The following is a 19305-nucleotide window of genomic DNA, read 5'->3' as shown; positions in this document are numbered from 1 at the left end:
CGCTACTACGCGATACGGCGACGGCGGGCCATCCACGCGCAGACGCTCAGGTAAAGTGCTCGACGACGCCCCGCACGCCGTAGACACTTTCCGCTACGGTACGAGCGGCCCGTTTGCATTCCGGTGACTCCACAACGCCCCAGAGATGGACGATCCCATTTTCCACGGTCACGTTGAGGCCGAGTGCTTCCAGGCCGGTATTTTCCAGAAGCCGAACCATGACGCTTCGTTGGATGGCTTCATCTCCCGATGCGGTTTCATCCGGCCTGGCGGCTGTGATTGCGTGCAGCAGGTCCGCGCGACTGACGATCCCCGCCAGGGTCCCGTCCCGCATGACCGGGATGCGCTTGATGCCATGTCGCTGCATGAGGGTTGCGGCCTGCGAAATGGTGGCATTCTCATCGATTGTCACCGGGTCGGGCGTCATCGCGTCGCCGACCTTCCAGGAAGTACGTTTTATGTAGGCATTGGCGCGATGTTCGGCCGGTTCTGTCATCTCGGCAGCAGAAGCGGTCGATCCTCCCCCCAGTTCCGTTCTGCGGATCAGATCGCCTTCGCTGATGATACCCACAAGCTGCCCGTCCCCGCCAACGACGGGAAGGCCGCTGACGCGATGGTCCAGCATGATCCGGGCCGCCTGCCTGATGCTGTTGTCAGGCGACACACCGACAACGGTCGACGACATGACATCCTTGACGCGCATCTCGGTTCCAGCTCGAACGTTAGCGGAGCCTCACGTTAACCCTGTTGCGGGAGTTCGACAACCGTTTGGGCACCGGCACGAGGGGAGGTGCTGTCCTTGAGATTCGAGCAGCACAACGCTTGCGCTTGCGGCGTCAGCCAGCCTCCGCGGCTCCGTTACGGGCCGCGGCGGCTCTGTGCTGCAGATGGAGCGATCAGCCCGGGTACGACGCCTCGACGACGGCAAGCGCCGCCATGTTGACCACGCCGCGCGAGGTCACCGAAGGCGACAGGATGTGAGCCGGCATGGCGGCACCGAGCAGAATCGGACCGACGTGAAGACCGTCCATCATCGTCTTCAGGACGCCGAGCGAAATGTTCGCGGCGTCAAGGTTCGGAAACACCAGGAGGTTGGCCTCGCCGGTCAGCGTGCTGCTGGGCATCACGCGCTGGCGCAGCAATTCGGATATCGCGGAATCGCCGTGCATTTCGCCGTCGGCCTCCAGTTCCGGCGCCCTTTCACGGACAAGGTCCATGGCCTTGCGCATCTTGAAAGCGCTGACCGAATCGCGCGAGCCGAAATTGGAATGCGAAACCAGCGCCGCACGCGGCGTGATGCCGAAGCGGCGGATCTCCTTGGCCGCCATCACCGTCATCTGCGCAACTTCCTCCGAGCTCGGCTCGAAGTTGACATAGGTGTCGGTGAAGAAGGTCGCTCCCCGCTGGGAAATCAGTAGGCTGAGGGCGGAGAAGTCGGTCACCCCCTCGCGCAGGCCGATGATCTGCCGAACGTCGCGCAGGTGCTTGGCATAGCGTCCTTCGACACCGCAGATCAGCGCGTCCGCCTCACCACGGCGCACCGCGAGCGCGCCGATGACCGTCTGGTTCGTGCGAACGATGGTGCGGGCGGCCTCCGGAATCACGCCTAGCCGGCCGACCAGCTTGAAATAGTCGTCGACATATTCGCGGTAACGTGGATCGTCTTCGGGGTTGATGACCTCGAAATCCTGTGAGGGGCGGATGCGCAGGCCGTAACGCTTCAACCGGGCCTCGATGATCTGCGGCCGGCCGATCAGGATCGGCTGGGCGATGTTTTCCTCCATCAACACCTGGGCCGCGCGCAGCACGCGCTCGTCCTCGCCTTCGGAGAAGATCACGCGCTTCTTTTCCGCCTTTTTCGCTGCCGCGAAGATCGGCTTCATGATGAAGCCCGAGCGCCAGACGAAGCGGTTGAGCTGATCCAGATAGGCGTCGAAATCGGCGATCGGCCGGGTGGCGACACCGCTTTCGGCGGCAGCGCGCGCGACCGCCGGGGCGATGCGCAGGATGAGGCGCTGGTCGAACGGCGAGGGGATCAGGTAATTCGGGCCGAATACCGGCGTGTCGCCGGAATAGGCGCGTGCCGCCACGTCCGAGACCTCTTCGCGGGCAAGTGCGGCGATGGCCCGAACCGCCGCCATCTTCATCTCCTCGTTGATCGTGCGGGCACCGCAATCGAGGGCGCCGCGGAAGATGTAGGGGAAGCAGAGAACGTTGTTGACCTGGTTGGGGAAGTCGGAGCGGCCGGTGCAGATCATCGCGTCGGGCCTTGCGGCGCGGGCCTCTTCGGGCATGATCTCCGGCGTCGGGTTCGCCAGCGCCATGATCAGCGGCCTTTCGGCCATGCGCGCCAACAGCTCGGGCTTCATGACTCCGGCCGCGGAAAGGCCGAGGAAGACATCGGCGCCGTCGATCGTCTGCGCCAGCTCGCGCTTGTCGGACTCCTGGGCGTAGACGGCCTTCCACTGGTCCATCAGCGCTTCCCGGCCCTTGTAGACGAGGCCTTCGATGTCGTGGACCCAGATGTTCTCGCGCTTTGCGCCGAGGGTAACGAGCAGATTGAGGCAGGCGAGGGCGGCGGCTCCGGCGCCGGACGCGATGATCTTCGCCTTGGCGATGTCCTTGCCGGCGAGTTCCAGCCCGTTCATGATCGCTGCGGCGACGATGATCGCCGTACCGTGCTGGTCGTCGTGAAAGACGGGGATGTCCATCTTCTCGCGCAGCCGGTGTTCGACGTCGAAGCATTCCGGCGCCTTGATGTCCTCGAGATTGATGCCGCCGAAGGTCGGCTCGAGGGCGGAGATGACGTTGACCATCTCATCTACGGTTGCCGCGTCGATCTCGATATCGAAGACATCGACGCCGGCGAACTTCTTGAAAAGGACGGCCTTGCCTTCCATCACGGGCTTGGAGGCAAGCGGCCCGATGTTGCCGAGGCCCAGCACGGCGGTGCCGTTCGAGATGACCGCGACGAGGTTGGAACGGGCGGTGTAGTCCGCTGCCGTTTCCGGATTGTCGCGGATCGCAAGGCAGGGGGCGGCAACGCCCGGCGAATAGGCGAGCGCCAGGTCGCGCTGGTTGCCGAGCGGCTTGGTCGACTGGATCTCCAGCTTGCCGGGGCGGGGGTAGCGATGAAAGAACAGGGCCTGCTGGTCGATGTCGCCGCTCGTCGGCTTGGAATTCGCTTTCGATTTGTCGCCAGTGGTCATGTTCTTCCTGCCCGTTTCCATTCGCTCTTTCGGCCGTCCTTCTGGCACGGATGGGGCGCGCCGTGAAGTTGGGACCAACGCCATAAAGCCCCAATTGTCCTTACTTGCAACCACCAACCCTGCCTTTGTGGGATGACCAGCGGCGCCACCATCAAAGGCGTGGCGGCAGTGACGACCAATGGTTGTGATGCGTCGCTGTTGATCGTATGAAAACGTCGCTTGAGCCAAGGAGGCCCCGATGAAAGCGGAAGCAAACAAATCCATCGTCCAGGAATATATTGCCGCATTCAACGCATTCGACCTGGAGAGGCTCGCAGAGCTTTTCGCCCCGGACGCAAAAATTCATGGCGTGCTTGGTTTCGGCGTGCTTGCCGATGTCGCTCCGATCTGGCGTGAGTTGCACGAGGGGATGAACATGCGGCTCGAAGCACTCGATATCGTTGCCGACGGCGCCAATGTCGTGGTGCGGCTTCGCGAGACGGGCCGCTTTACCGGGACGTTCCGCGGGGTCGCTGGCCACGAGCCGACCGGACGCTCCTACGAGATCACCGCGATGGAGTGGTTTGTCATCGAGGACGGCCGCATCACCTGTCGTTGGGGTGCGCGCGACAGTGCCGCCATTGCCCGCCAGGTCATCGGGTAGCCGCAGCGCGAAAGAGTGAGCGTTCGGCGCGGCGGCTGTCATCCTGCTGATACACGAGTCTGGTTTTCACCTGCTTGGGGGGAGGCTCTCCCCGAGAGGTATTGCCGGAGTGCATGGGATGAGTGCCAACGACCCGACACCGAACGTGTGCCGCGTGAGAACCTTGTTCCTGTCGGATGTTCACCTTGGCTCGAGGGCGGCAAAGGCGGACTTTCTGCTCGATTTCCTGCGGTGCCATGAGGCGGAGACGATCGTCCTTGTCGGCGATATCGTCGATGGCTGGCGGCTGAAGCGCAGCTGGTACTGGCCGCAGAGCTGCAACGATGTGGTCCAGAAACTGTTGCGCAAGGCGCGCAAGGGGACCCGCATCATCTACATCCCTGGCAACCACGACGAATTCCTGCGGGACTTCCCCGGCGTTCACTTTGGCGGCATCGAGGTCGCACAACAGATCATCCACGAGGCGGCCGACGGCAAACGCTACCTGGTGCTGCACGGCGACGAATTCGACGTCGTCGTGCGCAATGCCCGCCTGCTCGCCTATCTCGGGGACTGGGCCTATGACGCGGCGATCGCTATCAACATCGTGCTTGCCGCCGCGCGCCGGCGTCTCGGCATGCCCTACTGGTCATTCTCGGCCTGGGCGAAGCTGCGGGTCAAGCACGCGGTGAACTTCATCGGCGCCTTCCAGCACGTGGTGGCCGAAGAGGCGCGCCGGCACGACGCCGACGGTGTGATCTGCGGGCACATCCACCATGCCGTGATCGAGGAACTGGACGGGATACGCTATATCAACACCGGCGACTGGGTGGAGAGCTGCACGGCCGTCGTCGAGCATTTCGACGGCCGCATGGAACTGATCTCCTGGCCGTCGCCGGCTGCCCGTTCAGCCGTGACCGCTGCCGTAGACGCGCCAGCCGCGCAGGTGCGAGCGCCGGAGGCCGCGTAAAAACCGGCGTGGGCTAAAATCCCGAGACGCGCCATCGGACTTTATCGACCGAACCGGAGAGGCGGGGACCCGCAGGGGCTGGCAGAAATCACGGATTGGCGCATCTGCCTTGGCGTGGTAATTCTGCCTATCTCTCTATTCAGGTTCCAAACATGCACGCGCCTCACGGCATGGTCGCGACCGCTGGTCCGCCGCGCCTTTTCGTTCTGCGGATCGCGATTGTCTTCTGCGCGCCGATGCTGGTGAACGGCATCGCCCTGCCGTTTTTTCCGATCTGGCTCAATACGCTGTCGATGACGGATTGGGAAATCGGCGTGGTGCTGGCCGTGCCGATGGTGGTCCGCGTCTTTACCGCACCGATTGCAGGTATGATTGCCGACCGGATCGGCGATCGGGCGAGCGTGCTTGTCTGGTCCGGAGCGATGTCGCTTGCGACTGCCATCGCGCTGCTCTCTACGGAACATTTCTGGCCTGTGCTGATCCTCTATACGCTGCAGGGGATCGTCTATGCGCCCTATCTGCCGATCACCGACGCAATTGCTCTCAGCGGCGTGCGCCGCTGGCACTTCGACTACAGCCGCATGCGGTTCTGGGGCTCGCTCGCCTTCATCGTGTCGACCATGATCGGCGGCTGGCTTGCCGGGATATTCGGTGGTGCGATGGTGCTGCCGGCCATGACCGTGGGCTTCATCACCACGGTCATGGCCGCATTCATCGCACCGCGCATCGGCAAGCCGCGCCGGGCGTCACCGATATCGGCGCTGCCGGTTGCTCCGACCGGCTTGGCCGGCCAGATGGACGTGCAATTGATGATGCTCGGCGCGGCGTTGGTAAATGCCAGCCACGGCATGTTCTATGCCTTTTCCGCAATCCTGTGGGGCGCGGAGGGTTTCTCGGGCACTGAAATCGGCCTGCTGTTCAGCGTCGGTGTCGCCGCGGAAGTGCTGTTCTTCATCGTGTCGGCCCGCCTGTGCCGCCGCTTTAGTCTCTGGACGATGATTGTCTTCGGCAGCGCGGTTGCGATGTTCCGGTGGGTCGCCTTCCCCCATGACCTGGGGTTCTTCGGCTATTTCGCATTGCAGAGCCTGCATGCCTTCACCTTCGCCGCCATTCATGTCGGCGTGCAGGGGCGGATCATCGAACGGCTCGCCGAGGAGAAGGAAGCCTCCACGCAGGGGCTGTACTTCTTCTACAACGGCATCTTCATGGCCCTGACGACGTTCCTGTCCGGCTATCTCTTCGCCTGGTACGGCATCGACGGCTTCTACGCGATGTCCGTGGTCGCGGCTCTCGGACTGGTGCTGGTGCTTCTGGCCCGCAGCATTCAGCCCCAGAGAATGGAATCTGGCGGGAACACCAACGAACCCTCGTAGCGAAGTCCGGGCTCCCGGTCGCGCGCAAGAAGAAGCGGGCCGTCCAGGTCGACGAAATCCGCGCCCTGCGCCAGCAGGACCGCGGGGGCCATGGCGAGCGACGAGCCGACCATGCAGCCCACCATGACCTGTAGCCCGAGACGGGCCGCCTCGGCGCGCAAGTCGAGCGCTTCCGTCAGGCCGCCCGCCTTGTCGAGCTTGATGTTGATGGCGTCGTAGCGATCGGTTAGCGCTGCGAGATCGGACGCCAGATGCACGCTCTCGTCCGCGCAGACGGGAACGACGCGCTTCACCTGCGCCAGCGCCTCGTCCCGACCCGCCGGAAGCGGCTGTTCGATCAAGGCGATGCCTGCCTCGGCACAGATGGCGAAGTGATAGGCGAGCGTCTCGCCGGTCCACCCCTCATTGGCGTCGAGGATGATGCGGGATTTCGGCGCGGCGGCGCGAACGGCGCGTATGCGTGTCGCGTCGTCCGGGGTTCCGACCTTCACCTTCAACAGGGCGCGATCCGCGTGGCGGGCGGTCTGGGCGGCCATGACCTCCGGTTCGCCGAGCGAGATCGTATAGGCGGTGGTGAGCGGCTGTGGCGGCGTGGCGTTGATCGTGGACGACACGGGCGTCCCGGAGAGCTTGGCCTCTAGATCCCACAATGCGCAATCGACGGCGTTGCGAGCGGCACCGGCCCGCATGATCCGGCGCAGTTCGTCGCGAGAGGCGCCGGCTTCGACAGCCGCCGTCGCGGCGGCGATTTCCGCCAGAACGCTGTCGAGCGATTCGCCGTAGCGCGCATAGGGCACGCATTCGCCCCAGCCGGTATGACCGTCTGCGGTGATTCGGCAGGTGACGACGGCCGCCTCGGTCTTGGTTCCGCGCGAAATCGTGAAGCCGCCGGCGATCGGAAAGGTTTCTGTGGCTGAGGCAAGGGTTCGGCGCATGTCTTCTTTGGCTCCCGTTCGAATTTTTCAGGCGGTGCAACGATCCGATAAGGCTTCTTTCGGTGACAGATCAAGGCCGAGCCGATATGAGTCGCAATCAACGGTTCCTATCAGTTTTTGTCCGCATCGTCCGGGAAGAAGCAAGAGCATTGAATTCCGCGACCATCCCATCCGCCGAGATCGAGAGTGCCAGCCGTCCAGAGGGCGGCGGTGAGATCTGGCGGCTTTCCGGGGCGTGGCGTGCGCAGACCGCAGTTACAGCCAAGCGCAAGCTGGACGCACTCAATCACGACAGGGGACCGCTCGAAATCGATCTCAGCGCGATCGAGGGGATGGACACGGCCGGCGCATGGCTGATCCGCGAGGCGATGACCGAACGGCAGCAGGCCGGCGCGGACGTTCGCGTCACCGATCCGCACGGCCGCTTTCTGGATCTCATTGAAGCGCTGCCCGCGGAACTGCCCGAGCCCACCGCCGACAACGGACGCCGGGAAGGACTGCACACGCGTCTCCTGACGGCGATCGGCCGGAATGTCGTCGAGATCTGGGGCGACGTGGTTGCCGCGATGTTCATCCTCGGCTCGGCGGTTCGCGGCGCGCAGCTCAAACTCGGCCGCCACAGCGGCGTCTCGCCGGCGGCGATCATCAACCAGATCGACCACATGGGTGTGCGGGCCGTCCCGATCATCACATTGATGTCCTTCCTCATCGGCGCGATCATCGCCCAGCAGGGCGCCTTCCAGCTGCGCTATTTCGGCGCCGAAGTGTTTGTCGTCGACCTCGTCGGAATTCTGCAGTTGCGCGAGATCGGCGTGCTTCTGACCGCCATCATGATCGCCGGCCGCTCGGGCAGCGCGATCACGGCCGAGATCGGCTCGATGAAGATGCGCGAGGAAATCGATGCGCTGAAGGTCATGGGCCTTTCGCCGATCGGCGTCCTCGTCTTTCCGCGGCTCGTGGCACTGACCGTTGCGTTGCCGCTGCTGACGATCATCGCCAACTTTGCGGCGTTGTTCGGGGCCGCCGTCGTGGCCAATGCCTATTCCGGCATAACCTATGACACCTTCCTGTCGCGGCTCAGAGAAGCGGTCGACCTGTCCACGGTCGTGTCGGGCATGATCAAGGCGCCGTTCATGGCGCTCGTCATCGGCATCGTCGCGTCGGTGGAGGGGCTGAAGGTGGGCGGCAGCGCCGAATCGCTCGGGCTGCGGGTCACGACCTCCGTGGTGAAGTCGATCTTCGTCGTGATCCTCATGGACGGACTGTTCGCCATGTTCTATGCGGCGATCGATTTCTGATGGACGGGCAGGGCGTGGACAAGCAAGCTGCAAGCACGGGCGAAGAGGTGGTGCTCTCGGTCAAGGACCTCACCGTGGGCTTCGGCGATCGCATCGTTCTCGACCGGCTGAACCTAGACATCTACCGTGGCGAGATCCTCGGTTTCGTCGGCGCGTCAGGTTCTGGCAAATCGGTGTTGATGCGCACGGTGCTGCGCCTCCTGCCGCGCCGCGCCGGCACGATCCATATCCTCGGCGCCGACTATGACCGGACGAGCGAAGAAGAGCGAATGGCGCTCGACATGCGGCTCGGCGTGCTCTTCCAGCACGGCGCACTCTTCTCCTCGCTGACGGTGCGCGAAAACATCCAGGTGCCGATGCGGGAATATCTCGACCTGCCGCAATCGATGATGGACGACCTGGCCCGGCTGAAGATCGAGCTGGTCGGATTGGCACCGGAGGCTGCCGACAAATTCCCTTCGGAACTGTCCGGCGGCATGATCAAGCGTGCGGCCCTGGCGCGCGCGCTCGCCCTCGACCCGGACCTGGTGTTCCTCGATGAGCCGACCTCCGGTCTCGACCCGATCGGGGCGGCGGAATTCGACGAGTTGATCGCCAAGTTGCGGGACACGCTGGGCCTGACGGTCTATATGGTAACGCACGACCTCGACAGCCTCTTTTCGGTCTGCGACCGGATCGCGGTGCTGGCGCAGAAGAAGGTCCTGGTCGAGGGAACGATCGAGGACATGCTGGGCTGTGACGATGCATGGGTGAAAGCCTATTTTCAGGGCAAGCGCGCGCGTTCGATCGTCAGGACGTGATCGAATGCCGCCGGCTGGACGTCGCCAGCCGGGTGGGGTTGAATTGATGCTGACAGACGGGAAGCGATTCCCGGAACGTCGACTAAAGCATGTCTCCCGAAAGTGGGAACCGGTTTCGGGATAAAGACATGCGACAGAACAGGGACCAAAAGCGTGGCAAGCGAATCTGAAAGATCGCGACGCGCTTTAGAGGCGCCGATGGCGCGTTTCGGGCGAATGCGGGTGCACTGAGAGAGATATGGAAACAAAGGCCAACTACGCGATCGTCGGCTTCTTCACCTTGCTGGTGATCGCAGCCGCTTTCGGTTTCGTCTACTGGATGTCGCAGTATGGTCGCAGCGGCGAGATGGCGCCGCTCGCCATCCGCATCCCGGGTTCCGCCAACGGTCTCAGCGTCGGCTCGCCGGTGCGCTTCAACGGCATTCCGGTCGGGACGGTGCGCAACCTCGCAATCGATTCCGACGATCCGCGCTACTCCGTCGCCCTGACGGAGGTCTCGACCGAGGCGCCGGTAAAGCAGTCGACCTCGGCCGTGCTCGAAGTCCAGGGTCTGACGGGCGCAGCCTACATCGAACTTTCCGGCGGCAGGACGGAAGACAAGAATATTCTGAAGCTCGCGCTTGAGACGGACGGAACCGCCGTTCTCGTTGCCGAACAGTCGAGTGTCACCAACTTGCTTGCGACCGCCGACAAGATTCTCAAGCGTGCGGACGACGCCATCTCCGATATCCAGGGCTTTGTCGCCGATGCGCGCGGACCATTGACCTCAACCATCCGGAACGCGGAGAAGTTCTCCGATGTCCTGACGCGGAATTCGGACAACATCGACAAGTTCCTGCAGAGCGTCGGCGGGCTATCCGATACCTTCACCGGCCTGTCCGGCCGTCTCGATGCAACGATGGCTTCCATTGATTCGCTGCTGAAAGCGGTGGACGCGAAGAAGATCGACCGGGTCGTTTCGAACGTGGACAAGGTGACGTCGGACCTGGCTGCAGCATCGGGCGACGTCAAGGGCACCGTCGAAAGCTTCAAGCGGGCAGCTGAAACCTTCGACAGTGTCGGCAAGAACGCGACCGCGACCCTGGACAAGGTCGACAAGCTCATTGCGGCCGTCGATACGCAGAAGGTCGAGCTCACGATCAACGACATCAATGCGGCGAGTGCCGATGCGCGCCAGGCGATTGCCTCCATCAAGGGGGTCGCCGACAAACTCGGCGAGCGCAAGGATGACATCGATCAGACCGTCACCGATTTTCGGCAGATGGCGAGCAAGCTGAATGCGGCCTCGAGCCGCGTCGACGGCGTCCTCGCCAAACTCGACGAGTTCCTCGGCAAGGGCGATTCCGAATCGTTGTTTGCCGAGGCGAAGTCGACGCTGCAATCGTTCAAGCAGGCGGCCGACACGCTGAACGCCCGCATCGGTCCCATTGCCGACAACCTGCAGCGCTTCTCCGGCGGCGGTTTGCGGGATGTCGAGGCGCTCGTCGGCGAGACGCGGCAGGCGGTCCAGAGCCTGCAGGGCACTATTTCCAACTTCGACAAGAACCCGAGCCGGCTGCTGTTCGGCGGCGATACGGTGAAGACCTACGACGGCCGGGCCCGCCGCTAGAGCATGTCCCCCGAAAGTGGCAACCGGTTTCGGGACAAAAGACATGCGAGAACAAGGACCTAAAGCGTGGCAAGCGAATCTGAAAGATCGCGACGCGCTTTAGCGGCTTCCCCTGTGGCCGCAACTCCACAACCATTGAAGCGATTGGCTTTTCCGTGCCTTCTGCTCTCGGCCGGCGGTGACAGTCCGCCGGGCCGCTGCTACAGATTGCATGTTGGAGAGATTCGCACAGCATGACGGTATTGGGGATGACGCGGCAGGGATACGGATGGGCGACGAAGGTCGCGGTTTTGGCCGTTGCCGCCGCCGCTCTTGCATCGTGCGGCGGCGGCAAGGCGGTGAACGACACCTTCAACCTGACGTCCGTGCCCACGGTGGAAGGCCCCTCTGCGCGCGGTCGCCAGATCCTTGTGCCCGAACCCTCAGCCCTGAGGGCGCTCGGCGGTGACCAGGTGGTGGTGCGGCCGACATCCTCGGAAATCCAATATCTCGCCAAGGCGCAATGGAGCGATAGCCTGCCGAAACTGGTGCAGGCGAAGTTGATCCAGGCCTTCGAAACAACCGGAAGGGTCGGCGGCGTCGGCAAACCGGGCGAGGGGCTGGCAATCGACTATCAGGTGGTGACCACTCTCCGGACCTTCGAAGTGCGGACGAACGGGCCCGCAACCGCCGTGGTGGAGATCTTTGCGAAGATCATCAACGACCGCAACGGCACAGTCAGGGCGCAGCAGGTCTTCCGCGCCACCGCGCCCGTATCAGGCTCCGGCGGTCCGGCCTTCGTAGCCGGGCTCGATGCGGCCTTTGCCCGGGTCACCGCCGACATCGTCGGCTGGACGCTGAAGTCGATCTGACCGGCGCCGCGTTCCAGTCGCGGCCGTTCGCTCCAGTTCCGACGGCTCTGGCCGAACGCAACCAGTTCCGCTCCCGCAGCCGATTACACCCAAAGTATAGGGCACCATTTGTACGGGGCGCATTCTGGCGCCCACATTTGGTCGCCGACGTTACTCAAAGCGCCGGCACGGTTCCCGGCCAAGCGATGACGCTGTAGAGTGGACAGGCGCCCGACCATCCCGGAGGCTCCCTATGGCCGAGGTCTTGGTGTTCCACCACGCCCAGGGGCTGACCCCGGGTGTGCGAGCGTTTGCCGACGACTTGCGGGCCGCCGGCCACATCGTGCACACGCCGGATCTGTTCGGTGGGCGCACGTTCCAGAGCATAGATGAGGGGCTCGCCTTTATCGGTGAGAGCGGATTTGAAGCGATGCGGGAGCGCGGCGTCCGCGTCGCCGACGAACTGCCCCGCGAGCTCGTCTATGCCGGGTTCTCCTTCGGAGTGCTGCCGGCGCAGAAGCTGGCACAGACACGGCCCGGCGCCCGCGGAGCCCTGCTCTTCCACTCTTGCCTGCCGATCAGCGGCGAGTGGGGTTTTGGACCTTGGCCAGACGGTGTTGCCGTCCAGATTCACGGCATGGACAACGACCCGATCTTCGTCGGCGAGGGCGACATCGACGCCGCCCGTGAGATCGTCGAGAAGGTCGAGGACGCGGAGCTTTTTCTCTACCCGGGCGATCAGCACTACTTTGCCGACAGTTCGCTCCCGTCCTATGACGCGGATGCGGCCGTGCTGCTCGCCAGTCGAGTGCGCGCGTTCCTGGATCGCGTTTGATCCATGCCGTGTCCCGGCCTGGGCGCAGCACCCTTTCGGGGGGATGCAGGTAGCGTAGTCGCTATGTCGAAATCGGCGAACCATCAGCTCTATGCCCTTTGGCGCCACGAAAGCCGGCAGGTCGGTCGTGGCGCCGCGGGTTCCGCGTCACCCTCGCTTTATTCGCCGCAAATGAAAACGGCCGCTTAAGCGGCCGTTCTCGATACCTATTTCCCGTGGGCTCAGTTGAAGCGGCCGGCCGCGTGGGCAAGCATCGTATAGACCTTGCCGGTGTCCGACGTCAGGTAGGACTGGGTGAGCACCTTGTCGCGGTCATTGCGCGCAACGTCGGCCAGCAGCTTTTCGAAGTCGCCGATGTAGCGGTCGACAGCGGTCCGGAACTCCGGTTCGCGATCGTACTTGCGCTTGATCTCGTCGAAGGTCTGCTGGCCCTTCAGCGTGTACAGGCGCCTGGTGAAGACGTCGCGCTCGCCGCGCTGGTAACGACGCCAGAGGTCGACGGATGCGTCATGATCGATCGCGCGGGCGATATCCACCGAAAGCGAATTCAGCGACTCGACCACGTGGTGCGGATTGCGGGCATCTGCCGTGCGCTGCGGCTGGTTCTCGGTCTTCGGCGGCTGTCCGAACTGCTGCTCCTCGCGGGAAGCGCCGCGCAGGAGGTCGCGCATCCAGCCGCCGCCTTCACCCTGACGGGCGGACTCTGTGACCTGGGTACTCTGAGGAGCCTCGCGGACGCTCGGCGCCGGTGCCGGTGCCGGCGTCGACGCACGTTCGAGACCGAGGGTACCGCGCAGAGCCGGGGTGCTCTCTTCCTGCCGCGGCGGGGCGACCGGCTGGGAGACCTGCTGGATCGCCTGAGCGACGGTCTGGGCGGCGGTCGGACGATAGTCCACCGGTCGCGAGACTTCGAGGTTCTGGGCGGACTTGCCGATGATGTCGGACAGGTCCTGCAGCGCCTTGATCTGCTCGGAGACCGCGCGGCGCATGCTGGCGGCACTCTCCTTGGCCTCTTCCGGGAGGTCGAAGGCGCCGCGCTTCAGTTCCGTGCGGGTCTGGTCGAGTTCGCGGCGGATATCGGAGGCGGCGCGGCGGATTTCGTCGGTGGCGCCCGAGAACTTGCCGAGCGCGTCGTCGACCGCCTGGCGCAGCGTTTCACCCATCTTCTGGGTGGCGGCATCGGACTTCTGGCCGGTCTCTGAGACAAGGCGATCCACGTCGGAAAGCGTTGCACCGACGCTGCCACGCAGCCGGTTGGCAACGTCGCGGGCGCGCTCCTCGGCGTTGGCGAATGCGCCCTCGACGGCACGGCCCGCGTCCTCGCTCGCCTTGGCAAGCGCGTCGCGCAGGGTGGCCGATGCGGCCTGTGCACGCTCCTCGGTTTCGCCCAGCAACTGGCCGACATCGGTGAAGGACGCCTGGATGCCGCTGCGCAGGTTGGCCGCAACCTGGCCCGAGCGCTGCTCGGCGCGGCTGAAGGCGCCTTCCACCATGCCCTCCAGCGAGCGCATCGTGTTCTCGATATCTTCCGAACGCTGAACCAGGCCGACGGCAAGCACGCGTAGGGCGTCCTGGCGTTCCTCGAGCGTGCTGACCAGGTTGGACTGGGCCGCGCCCAGAAGGTCGGTGGCCTGGGAGAGCAGCTTCGAGTGGTCTTCGAAGCGGCCGACGATACCGCCGATCTGTGACAGCGTGCCGTTCGAAATGTCCGAAAGCCGATCGATCTTGCCCTCGAGCAGGCGGGACGCTGTCGAGACCACGTCGGCGGACGAGGAGAAGCGCTCGCTCGACGCCGTCAGTTGCTCGTCCACCTTGGCGAGGTTCGTCGTCGCCTCGCTGACGAGTGCTGCGATGGCGTTGTTGCTGCCGGAGAGGCGATCGATCAGGCCGAGGACGCTGCCCTGAAGGCTGGATTCGACCTGATTGAGCGCCTGCGCCGCCTCCTGGGTGCGGGCCGTGATCGCGCCGAGCGTATCATTGGTGCGGGCAGAGATCGCCTCCAGCAGAGCGGCATTCTCGGTGCGCATCCGATCGGCATTCATCTGGGCCGACGCGGTGATCTGTTCGGCCGCCTCGCGTCCGGTTGCGGCATACTGCTCGATGATCGGCTTGGCCTGTTCGTCGATGATGCGGGACAGTTCGGCCGAACGGCCTGCGAGCATCGAGTTCAGTTCGCGTGTGCGTTCGTCGAGCGTCGCACGGATCGAGGAGCCACGTGCTTCCAGCGCCTTGTCGATGTCGGAAAGACCGGTGCGGATCGACTGGCTGTGGCCTTCCAGGCGCCCCTCGACCTCGGCGAAGCGGCTGGCGGCTGCGGCGGTCGTGTCCTCGACGGAGCGGGTAAACGCCTCGCTGCGTGCGGCAAGGTTCTCGGAAAACGCTTCGCCGGTCTTGGCGATCGCATCCGTGGCGCGCTGTGCTTCGGCTCCCATGTCCTGGGCGGCGCGCGATACCGCGCCGCGAAGGGTGCTGCTGAGGCTGGCGAATTCTTCGCCGGTCTTGGCCAGCGACTGCGCCGAGCGGACGGCTTCGGCGTCCATGTCCTGGGCAGCCTGCGTGACGGCTTCACGCAGGGTCTGCGCCAGGCCTGCGGCCTTGCCGTCGATCGTCCGGTTGACGTTTTCCAGCCCGATCGTCAGCGCCTTGTCCATCGTGGCGAGGCGTTCGCCGATCCGGTCCGTCCGCTCGTCGATCGTCCCGGCGATGCGGCTTGCCGCTTCCTCGGTCACTCGATCGATCTCGGATGCGCGGCCGGCCAGCGTATCGGAGATCCGCCGGGTAACGCTCTCGCTTGCATCCTCAAGCGTTCCGACGCTGGTGCTTACGGCCAAACCGATCGCATCCGACGAGGCATTTGCCGCCCGTTCAAGGTGATCAATGCTGCTCGTCACCGCGGCAGTGACGCTTTCCGAGGCATCGGCAGCAGCCCGCTCCAGATCGCCAAGCCGGTCAGAAAACGTCTCGACAATGCGGTTGCCGGCGGAGTCGACGAGGCCGGAGAGTTGTTCGACACCGTGCTGGATGCGGTTCTCAAGCGCGCCGAGGTTGCCTTCGATCCGGCTTCCGGTGCCGTCCAGGCGGGTGGCGACGCTGTTAAGGGTAACATCCATGCGGTTGCTGAAGGCTTCGGCAACCTGGGCGATCTCGTCGGAATTGCTGCTGAGGCGGTCGGCAACTGCGCTGGCGCTGTCGCGCAGCCGCTTGTCGAGGGCCGTCGCGCTGCCATCGATGGCGCGGCGCAGGCTTTCCTCCTGCTGCTCGAGGGTCATTTCGAGCATGCCGGCGCTGGTGGCAATGGTGGTTCCGATTGCTGTCACCTGGTCGGAAAGGGTCTCCGACAGCTGTTGCTGGCCCTCGTTGATCGCGACGTTGATGGCGGTGATGCGGTCGTCCAGCGTCGAGCGGATCTGGTCATGCGTGGAGACCAGGGAGCCCGCAAGCGCCGTCGCCCGTTCGGACAGCGTGCCGGCGATTTCGGCAGCACGACCGGAGAAGGCATCGGCGAATTCCGCCACCTGGCCGGAGAGAACGCCGCCGATCTGTTCGGTGCCCTCGCTGAGAACGGTCTCGACGCGGTTCGCAGCCTGATGGATCGCTGCCTTCATCGCATCGGTGTTGTTGCCGAGAGCGGTGGTGAGCGTCTCCGTCCGCTTCGACAGGACGCCGTCCATCTCCTCCGCCGCGCCCGAGAGAGCGGTCTCGATCCGATTGGCAGCGGAACCCACCGATGTTTCCAGCGCGCCGCTCGTCTCGTTCAGCATCGAGGACAGCGAGGCTGTCCGTTCGGACAGTGCGTTGTCGATACGGTTGTGGCTTGCTGCGATCGACGAGGTGAATTCGTCGGCCCGGCCGGCGAGCGTCTCTTCCATGCGCGTCTGTGCCATGTCGAGAACGGTGACGAAGCCGAGGGTGCGGGACTCAAGCGCGTTGGTGAGGCGCTCCTCGCTGGCCGTCATGGCGCCGACGAGATGCTCGGCATGGGTGCCAACGCTACGCTCCAGCCGCTCCTGGACCTTGGTAAGGTTTCCAAGCAGGGTCCCGGAACGCTCGTCGAGAGCGGACTGCATCTTTTCCTGCGCGTCGCCGAGGGTCGTCTGCATCCGGTCCTGCGCAGCCTTCATCACGTCGCGCATCTTCCCGTGCGCACCGTCCACGGAGGCGCGAATGGACTCGGCGTGGCCGGTGACGGCGCTTTCAAAGACTTCCTGACCGGTTCCCAGCGCTGTGGTCAGCGCAAACGACTGGTCGGTCAGCGTTGAGGCAAGGCGGTCGATGCTGCTGCCGAGAACACCCTCGATCGCGTCGCTGCCGCCACTGATCGTCTCGTTCAGGCGGCCCAGGCTCTCCATCAGCTTCGTGTCGAGCGAGCCGGCACGCTGGTCGAAGGCCTCGGCAAAGTCAGCCAAGCGCTGATCAAAGGCGCCGGCAACATGCCCGATGGTCGCCTGCATTTTTTCATCGAAGAAGCCGGAACGCAGATCGAGATCCATGATCGTGTCGTCGGCAGCGTTCTTCAGGCTTTGCCGGAATTGCGCACCCTTTTCGTCGAGCGTCGCATTCATCGTCTGGATCACGTCGTCGAGACCGCTAACGACGGCCTGCTGGCCGATCGTCAGGCTGTCGTTGATTTCACGGGTCCGGGCGATGAGGGTTTCGTTGAGTTGGCGTGCGCGCTCGTTCAGCGCCGCATTCAGCTTCTCGGTGTTCGCGTCGAGCGAGGAGGCGCGGGTCTCAAATTGCTTGAGCAGCGCCTGGCCCTGCCGTTCCATCGCGGCGGTAAGCCCCTCCAACCGGCTGTCGAACTCGTTGGCAAGCGCGAAACCGGAAGAGTTCAGCGTCGAGAGCAGGGAATCCGTACGGGCGGCAAGCATCGAACCGATCGTCTGCGTCGCGCTGTCGGACTTCTCCATCAGCATCGCAGAGCGCGTATCGATCATCGAGGCAAAGGCTTCCCCGGACGTGGCCATCCGTGCTGCGATGTCCTCGCTTGCGCTTTCGAGGTCGCGACGCAATTGCTCGTTGGCGCCGGAGATCGTGGTGCGGATCCGCTCGGAGTGGTTGACGATCGCTTCGCGCTCGGCGCCGAGTTCCTGCACGAGCGTGCGAACGCGAATTTCATTGTCGGCGTAGCTGCGTTCGAGCGCATTGACCTCGGAGTGAACGAGCGTCTCCAACTCGGTGGCGCGCGCAATCGTGCGCTCGATACCCTCGTTCATTGCCGACACTTCGCGCCGCACGGCCTGTCCCACGGACATGATGCGTTCGGAGGCAACCGTTTCCGGCTCCGAGAGGCGAAGGGCGACCTCCGCCATCGAGCGGGCGGCGCTGCGCAGTTCCTGGGCGCGCGAGATCATCGTCGCAAAAGCGAAGAACAGCATGATCGGCATGACGATCGCGACGAACATGCCAATGGCGCCCGGAAGCGCGACGAGATCGGCGACCGAGCGGATCTCCCAGATCTTCGGCGCATAAAGCAGGTTGGCCACGCCGAGGCCGCCGACGACCCACAACGCGGAGATGACAGTCGCCATGCGGATGGCGGACCGCCCGGAACGCACCTCGATCGAGCGCAGGATCGCAGCCGGTGTCTTGCGCGAGGCGTCGTTCGCCGGCGTGAAGGCCGGGCTCTTCGGCGCCGGTTCCGGCGCGGCACTCTTTCGGTCGTACTTTTCCGCCGTCTCAGGCTGCGCGGCGGCGCGTGGTGCAGTCCTGGTGGTCTCGGCCGTAGGGGCGGCGTCCTTCGCCGGGTTTGCTGGAGTCGCCGGTGCGAGGTCGTCGAAATCGATCTTCAGCGCTTCTTCCAGGGCCTGGAAAGCGGTGTCGTCAATCGACTCGTTGGTTTTCTTCGTCGCCATGCGAATACGCCTCGTTACTCTTGTACGGAAAAGATCCCGGGTTCTTGCCGCCTGCACAAGGACCGTATCTTTCTTTCCGATCGTGGCGGGCGCAACGCAGGGACTTTTCGTCAATGCTGCGATGGCGGGTCGCCACTTCTTACTCCAAACATGCTGGATAGTTCCAAATCCGCAAGGCAGACACCTTCCGAATCCGGTTATCCACCGGGACTGTCTCGCCTTTTCGGCTAAACCCGACCCTAATCGTATCGTAGTGACACATTAGCGTGTTCCACACAATTGACAGGTAGGTCGGCCGACAACGTTCCTAACAGAAAGTTAACGGCAAAATTGGGCCTATCATAGCGGAAAGACAGGGTATTCGCACATATTCGGCGTCGTTAACCATAGTTGGCGAAACCGTGCGCCGATCGGGCCCTCCTTTAACCCGGATTGCTTAGCCGTGGCCTCAGAGTACGTCCCCGGGCATGCAGTCCGGCGGACCGGTCGTCTCCTCGGCGGGCTGTCGCTCGCATTTGCGGTGTGGCGCAAGTTTGATCCATGACGATATACGCCTGAACAGACGGTGCAACCAGAGGGCAGCAAATGGTCCATCCCGATCCCCAGTCCGACGCTGGTCAACTCGCCTGGGCCTGCCGATGAGACAGGTGCTCGATCTGGAACACCTCGGCCGGCAGACGATGGGCGACAAGGCGGTTGAGCGAGAGGTCCTGCTGCTCTTTTCGGGACAGGCGCGCCGATGCGACGAAGAACTTGGAGAGGCGGACGAGGCCGGCCGTAAAGCGATAGCCCATCGCCTGCAAGGGGCCGCTTGCAGCATCGGCGCCTTCGCGGTTGCTGCGGCCGGGCAGGCGCTGGAAGACGATCCGGCCAGCGAGGAGCATATGGCCGCGTTCCGCGCTGCCTTGGTGGAGGTGGAAGACGTCATTCGGAGGCTCTGCGCATGACTGGCCGCGACGTCGCTGCTTC

Annotated in this window: 12 protein-coding genes and 1 pseudogene; 9 read left to right on the top strand and 4 right to left on the bottom strand. The window is 64.1% G+C overall.

Features of this window, described 5'->3' with window-relative positions; translation table 11 throughout:
- Window positions 1-46 precede the first annotated feature (46 nt).
- Window positions 47-703, bottom strand: coding sequence for a CBS domain-containing protein (locus J2Y48_RS18170; protein ID WP_310420787.1), 657 nt, complete (start codon window positions 701-703; stop codon window positions 47-49).
- 193 nt (window positions 704-896) lie between these two features.
- The gene (locus J2Y48_RS18165) at window positions 897-3209 is read right to left on the bottom strand and encodes an NADP-dependent malic enzyme (protein WP_310420785.1); all 2313 of its coding nucleotides are present in this window, start codon (window positions 3207-3209) and stop codon (window positions 897-899) included.
- A gap of 238 nt (window positions 3210-3447) precedes the next feature.
- On the opposite strand from J2Y48_RS18165, the gene J2Y48_RS18160 reads away from it, so the two are divergent.
- The 3 genes from J2Y48_RS18160 (at window position 3448) to J2Y48_RS18150 (ending at window position 6174) form a co-directional block, all read left to right on the top strand.
- Window positions 3448-3852, top strand: a complete 405-nt coding sequence (locus J2Y48_RS18160) for a nuclear transport factor 2 family protein (RefSeq protein ID WP_310420783.1) — start codon at window positions 3448-3450, stop codon at window positions 3850-3852.
- Between the two features lie 118 nt (window positions 3853-3970).
- Window positions 3971-4801 carry a UDP-2,3-diacylglucosamine diphosphatase gene (locus J2Y48_RS18155; RefSeq protein WP_310420781.1) on the top strand — a complete coding sequence of 277 codons (831 nt, stop codon included), beginning with the start codon at window positions 3971-3973 and terminating at the stop codon, window positions 4799-4801.
- Between the two features lie 152 nt (window positions 4802-4953).
- Window positions 4954-6174: an MFS transporter gene (locus J2Y48_RS18150; protein WP_310420779.1), complete on the top strand. Its 1221-nt coding sequence runs from the start codon at window positions 4954-4956 to the stop codon at window positions 6172-6174.
- Here the strand turns inward: J2Y48_RS18150 and dgcA are convergent.
- Window positions 6126-7109: an N-acetyl-D-Glu racemase DgcA gene (gene dgcA / locus J2Y48_RS18145; RefSeq protein WP_310420777.1), complete on the bottom strand. Its 984-nt coding sequence runs from the start codon at window positions 7107-7109 to the stop codon at window positions 6126-6128. The two genes, J2Y48_RS18150 and dgcA, sit on opposite strands and share 49 nt — an antisense overlap.
- Before the next feature lie 86 nt (window positions 7110-7195).
- Between dgcA and J2Y48_RS18140 the strand changes: the two genes are divergently transcribed.
- The 5 genes and pseudogenes from J2Y48_RS18140 to J2Y48_RS18120 all read left to right on the top strand — a co-directional run.
- Window positions 7196-8407 (top strand): ABC transporter permease, encoded by a 1212-nt coding sequence (locus J2Y48_RS18140; protein ID WP_405030254.1) that lies wholly within the window; start codon window positions 7196-7198, stop codon window positions 8405-8407.
- Entirely contained in the window at window positions 8407-9207 is an 801-nt protein-coding gene (locus J2Y48_RS18135) for an ABC transporter ATP-binding protein (RefSeq protein WP_405030253.1), read from the top strand. The genes J2Y48_RS18140 and J2Y48_RS18135 overlap by 1 nt, the downstream gene beginning before the upstream one ends.
- A gap of 238 nt (window positions 9208-9445) precedes the next feature.
- Window positions 9446-10816 (top strand): MlaD family protein, encoded by a 1371-nt coding sequence (locus J2Y48_RS18130; protein WP_310420771.1) that lies wholly within the window; start codon window positions 9446-9448, stop codon window positions 10814-10816.
- A 233-nt stretch (window positions 10817-11049) separates the two neighbouring features.
- Window positions 11050-11667 (top strand): ABC-type transport auxiliary lipoprotein family protein, encoded by a 618-nt coding sequence (locus J2Y48_RS18125; protein WP_405030252.1) that lies wholly within the window; start codon window positions 11050-11052, stop codon window positions 11665-11667.
- 214 nt (window positions 11668-11881) lie between these two features.
- Window positions 11882-12481, top strand: a pseudogene (locus J2Y48_RS18120) (dienelactone hydrolase family protein); the annotation flags it as partial.
- A 221-nt stretch (window positions 12482-12702) separates the two neighbouring features.
- Here J2Y48_RS18120 and J2Y48_RS18115 read toward each other — a convergent pair.
- Entirely contained in the window at window positions 12703-18336 is a 5634-nt protein-coding gene (locus tag J2Y48_RS18115) for a hypothetical protein (protein WP_310420768.1), read from the bottom strand.
- A gap of 467 nt (window positions 18337-18803) precedes the next feature.
- Here J2Y48_RS18115 and J2Y48_RS25400 point away from each other — a divergent pair, with 467 nt between their 5' ends.
- Entirely contained in the window at window positions 18804-19283 is a 480-nt protein-coding gene (locus tag J2Y48_RS25400) for an Hpt domain-containing protein (RefSeq protein ID WP_405030251.1), read from the top strand.
- The last annotated feature ends 22 nt before the right edge of the window (window positions 19284-19305 follow it).

The sequence above is a fragment of the Mycoplana sp. BE70 genome (genome assembly GCF_031455855.1).
Lineage (GTDB): Bacteria > Pseudomonadota > Alphaproteobacteria > Rhizobiales > Rhizobiaceae > Mycoplana.
Note: the sequence above shows the minus strand (reverse complement) of the source record. Positions and strands in the feature narration are given on the sequence as shown.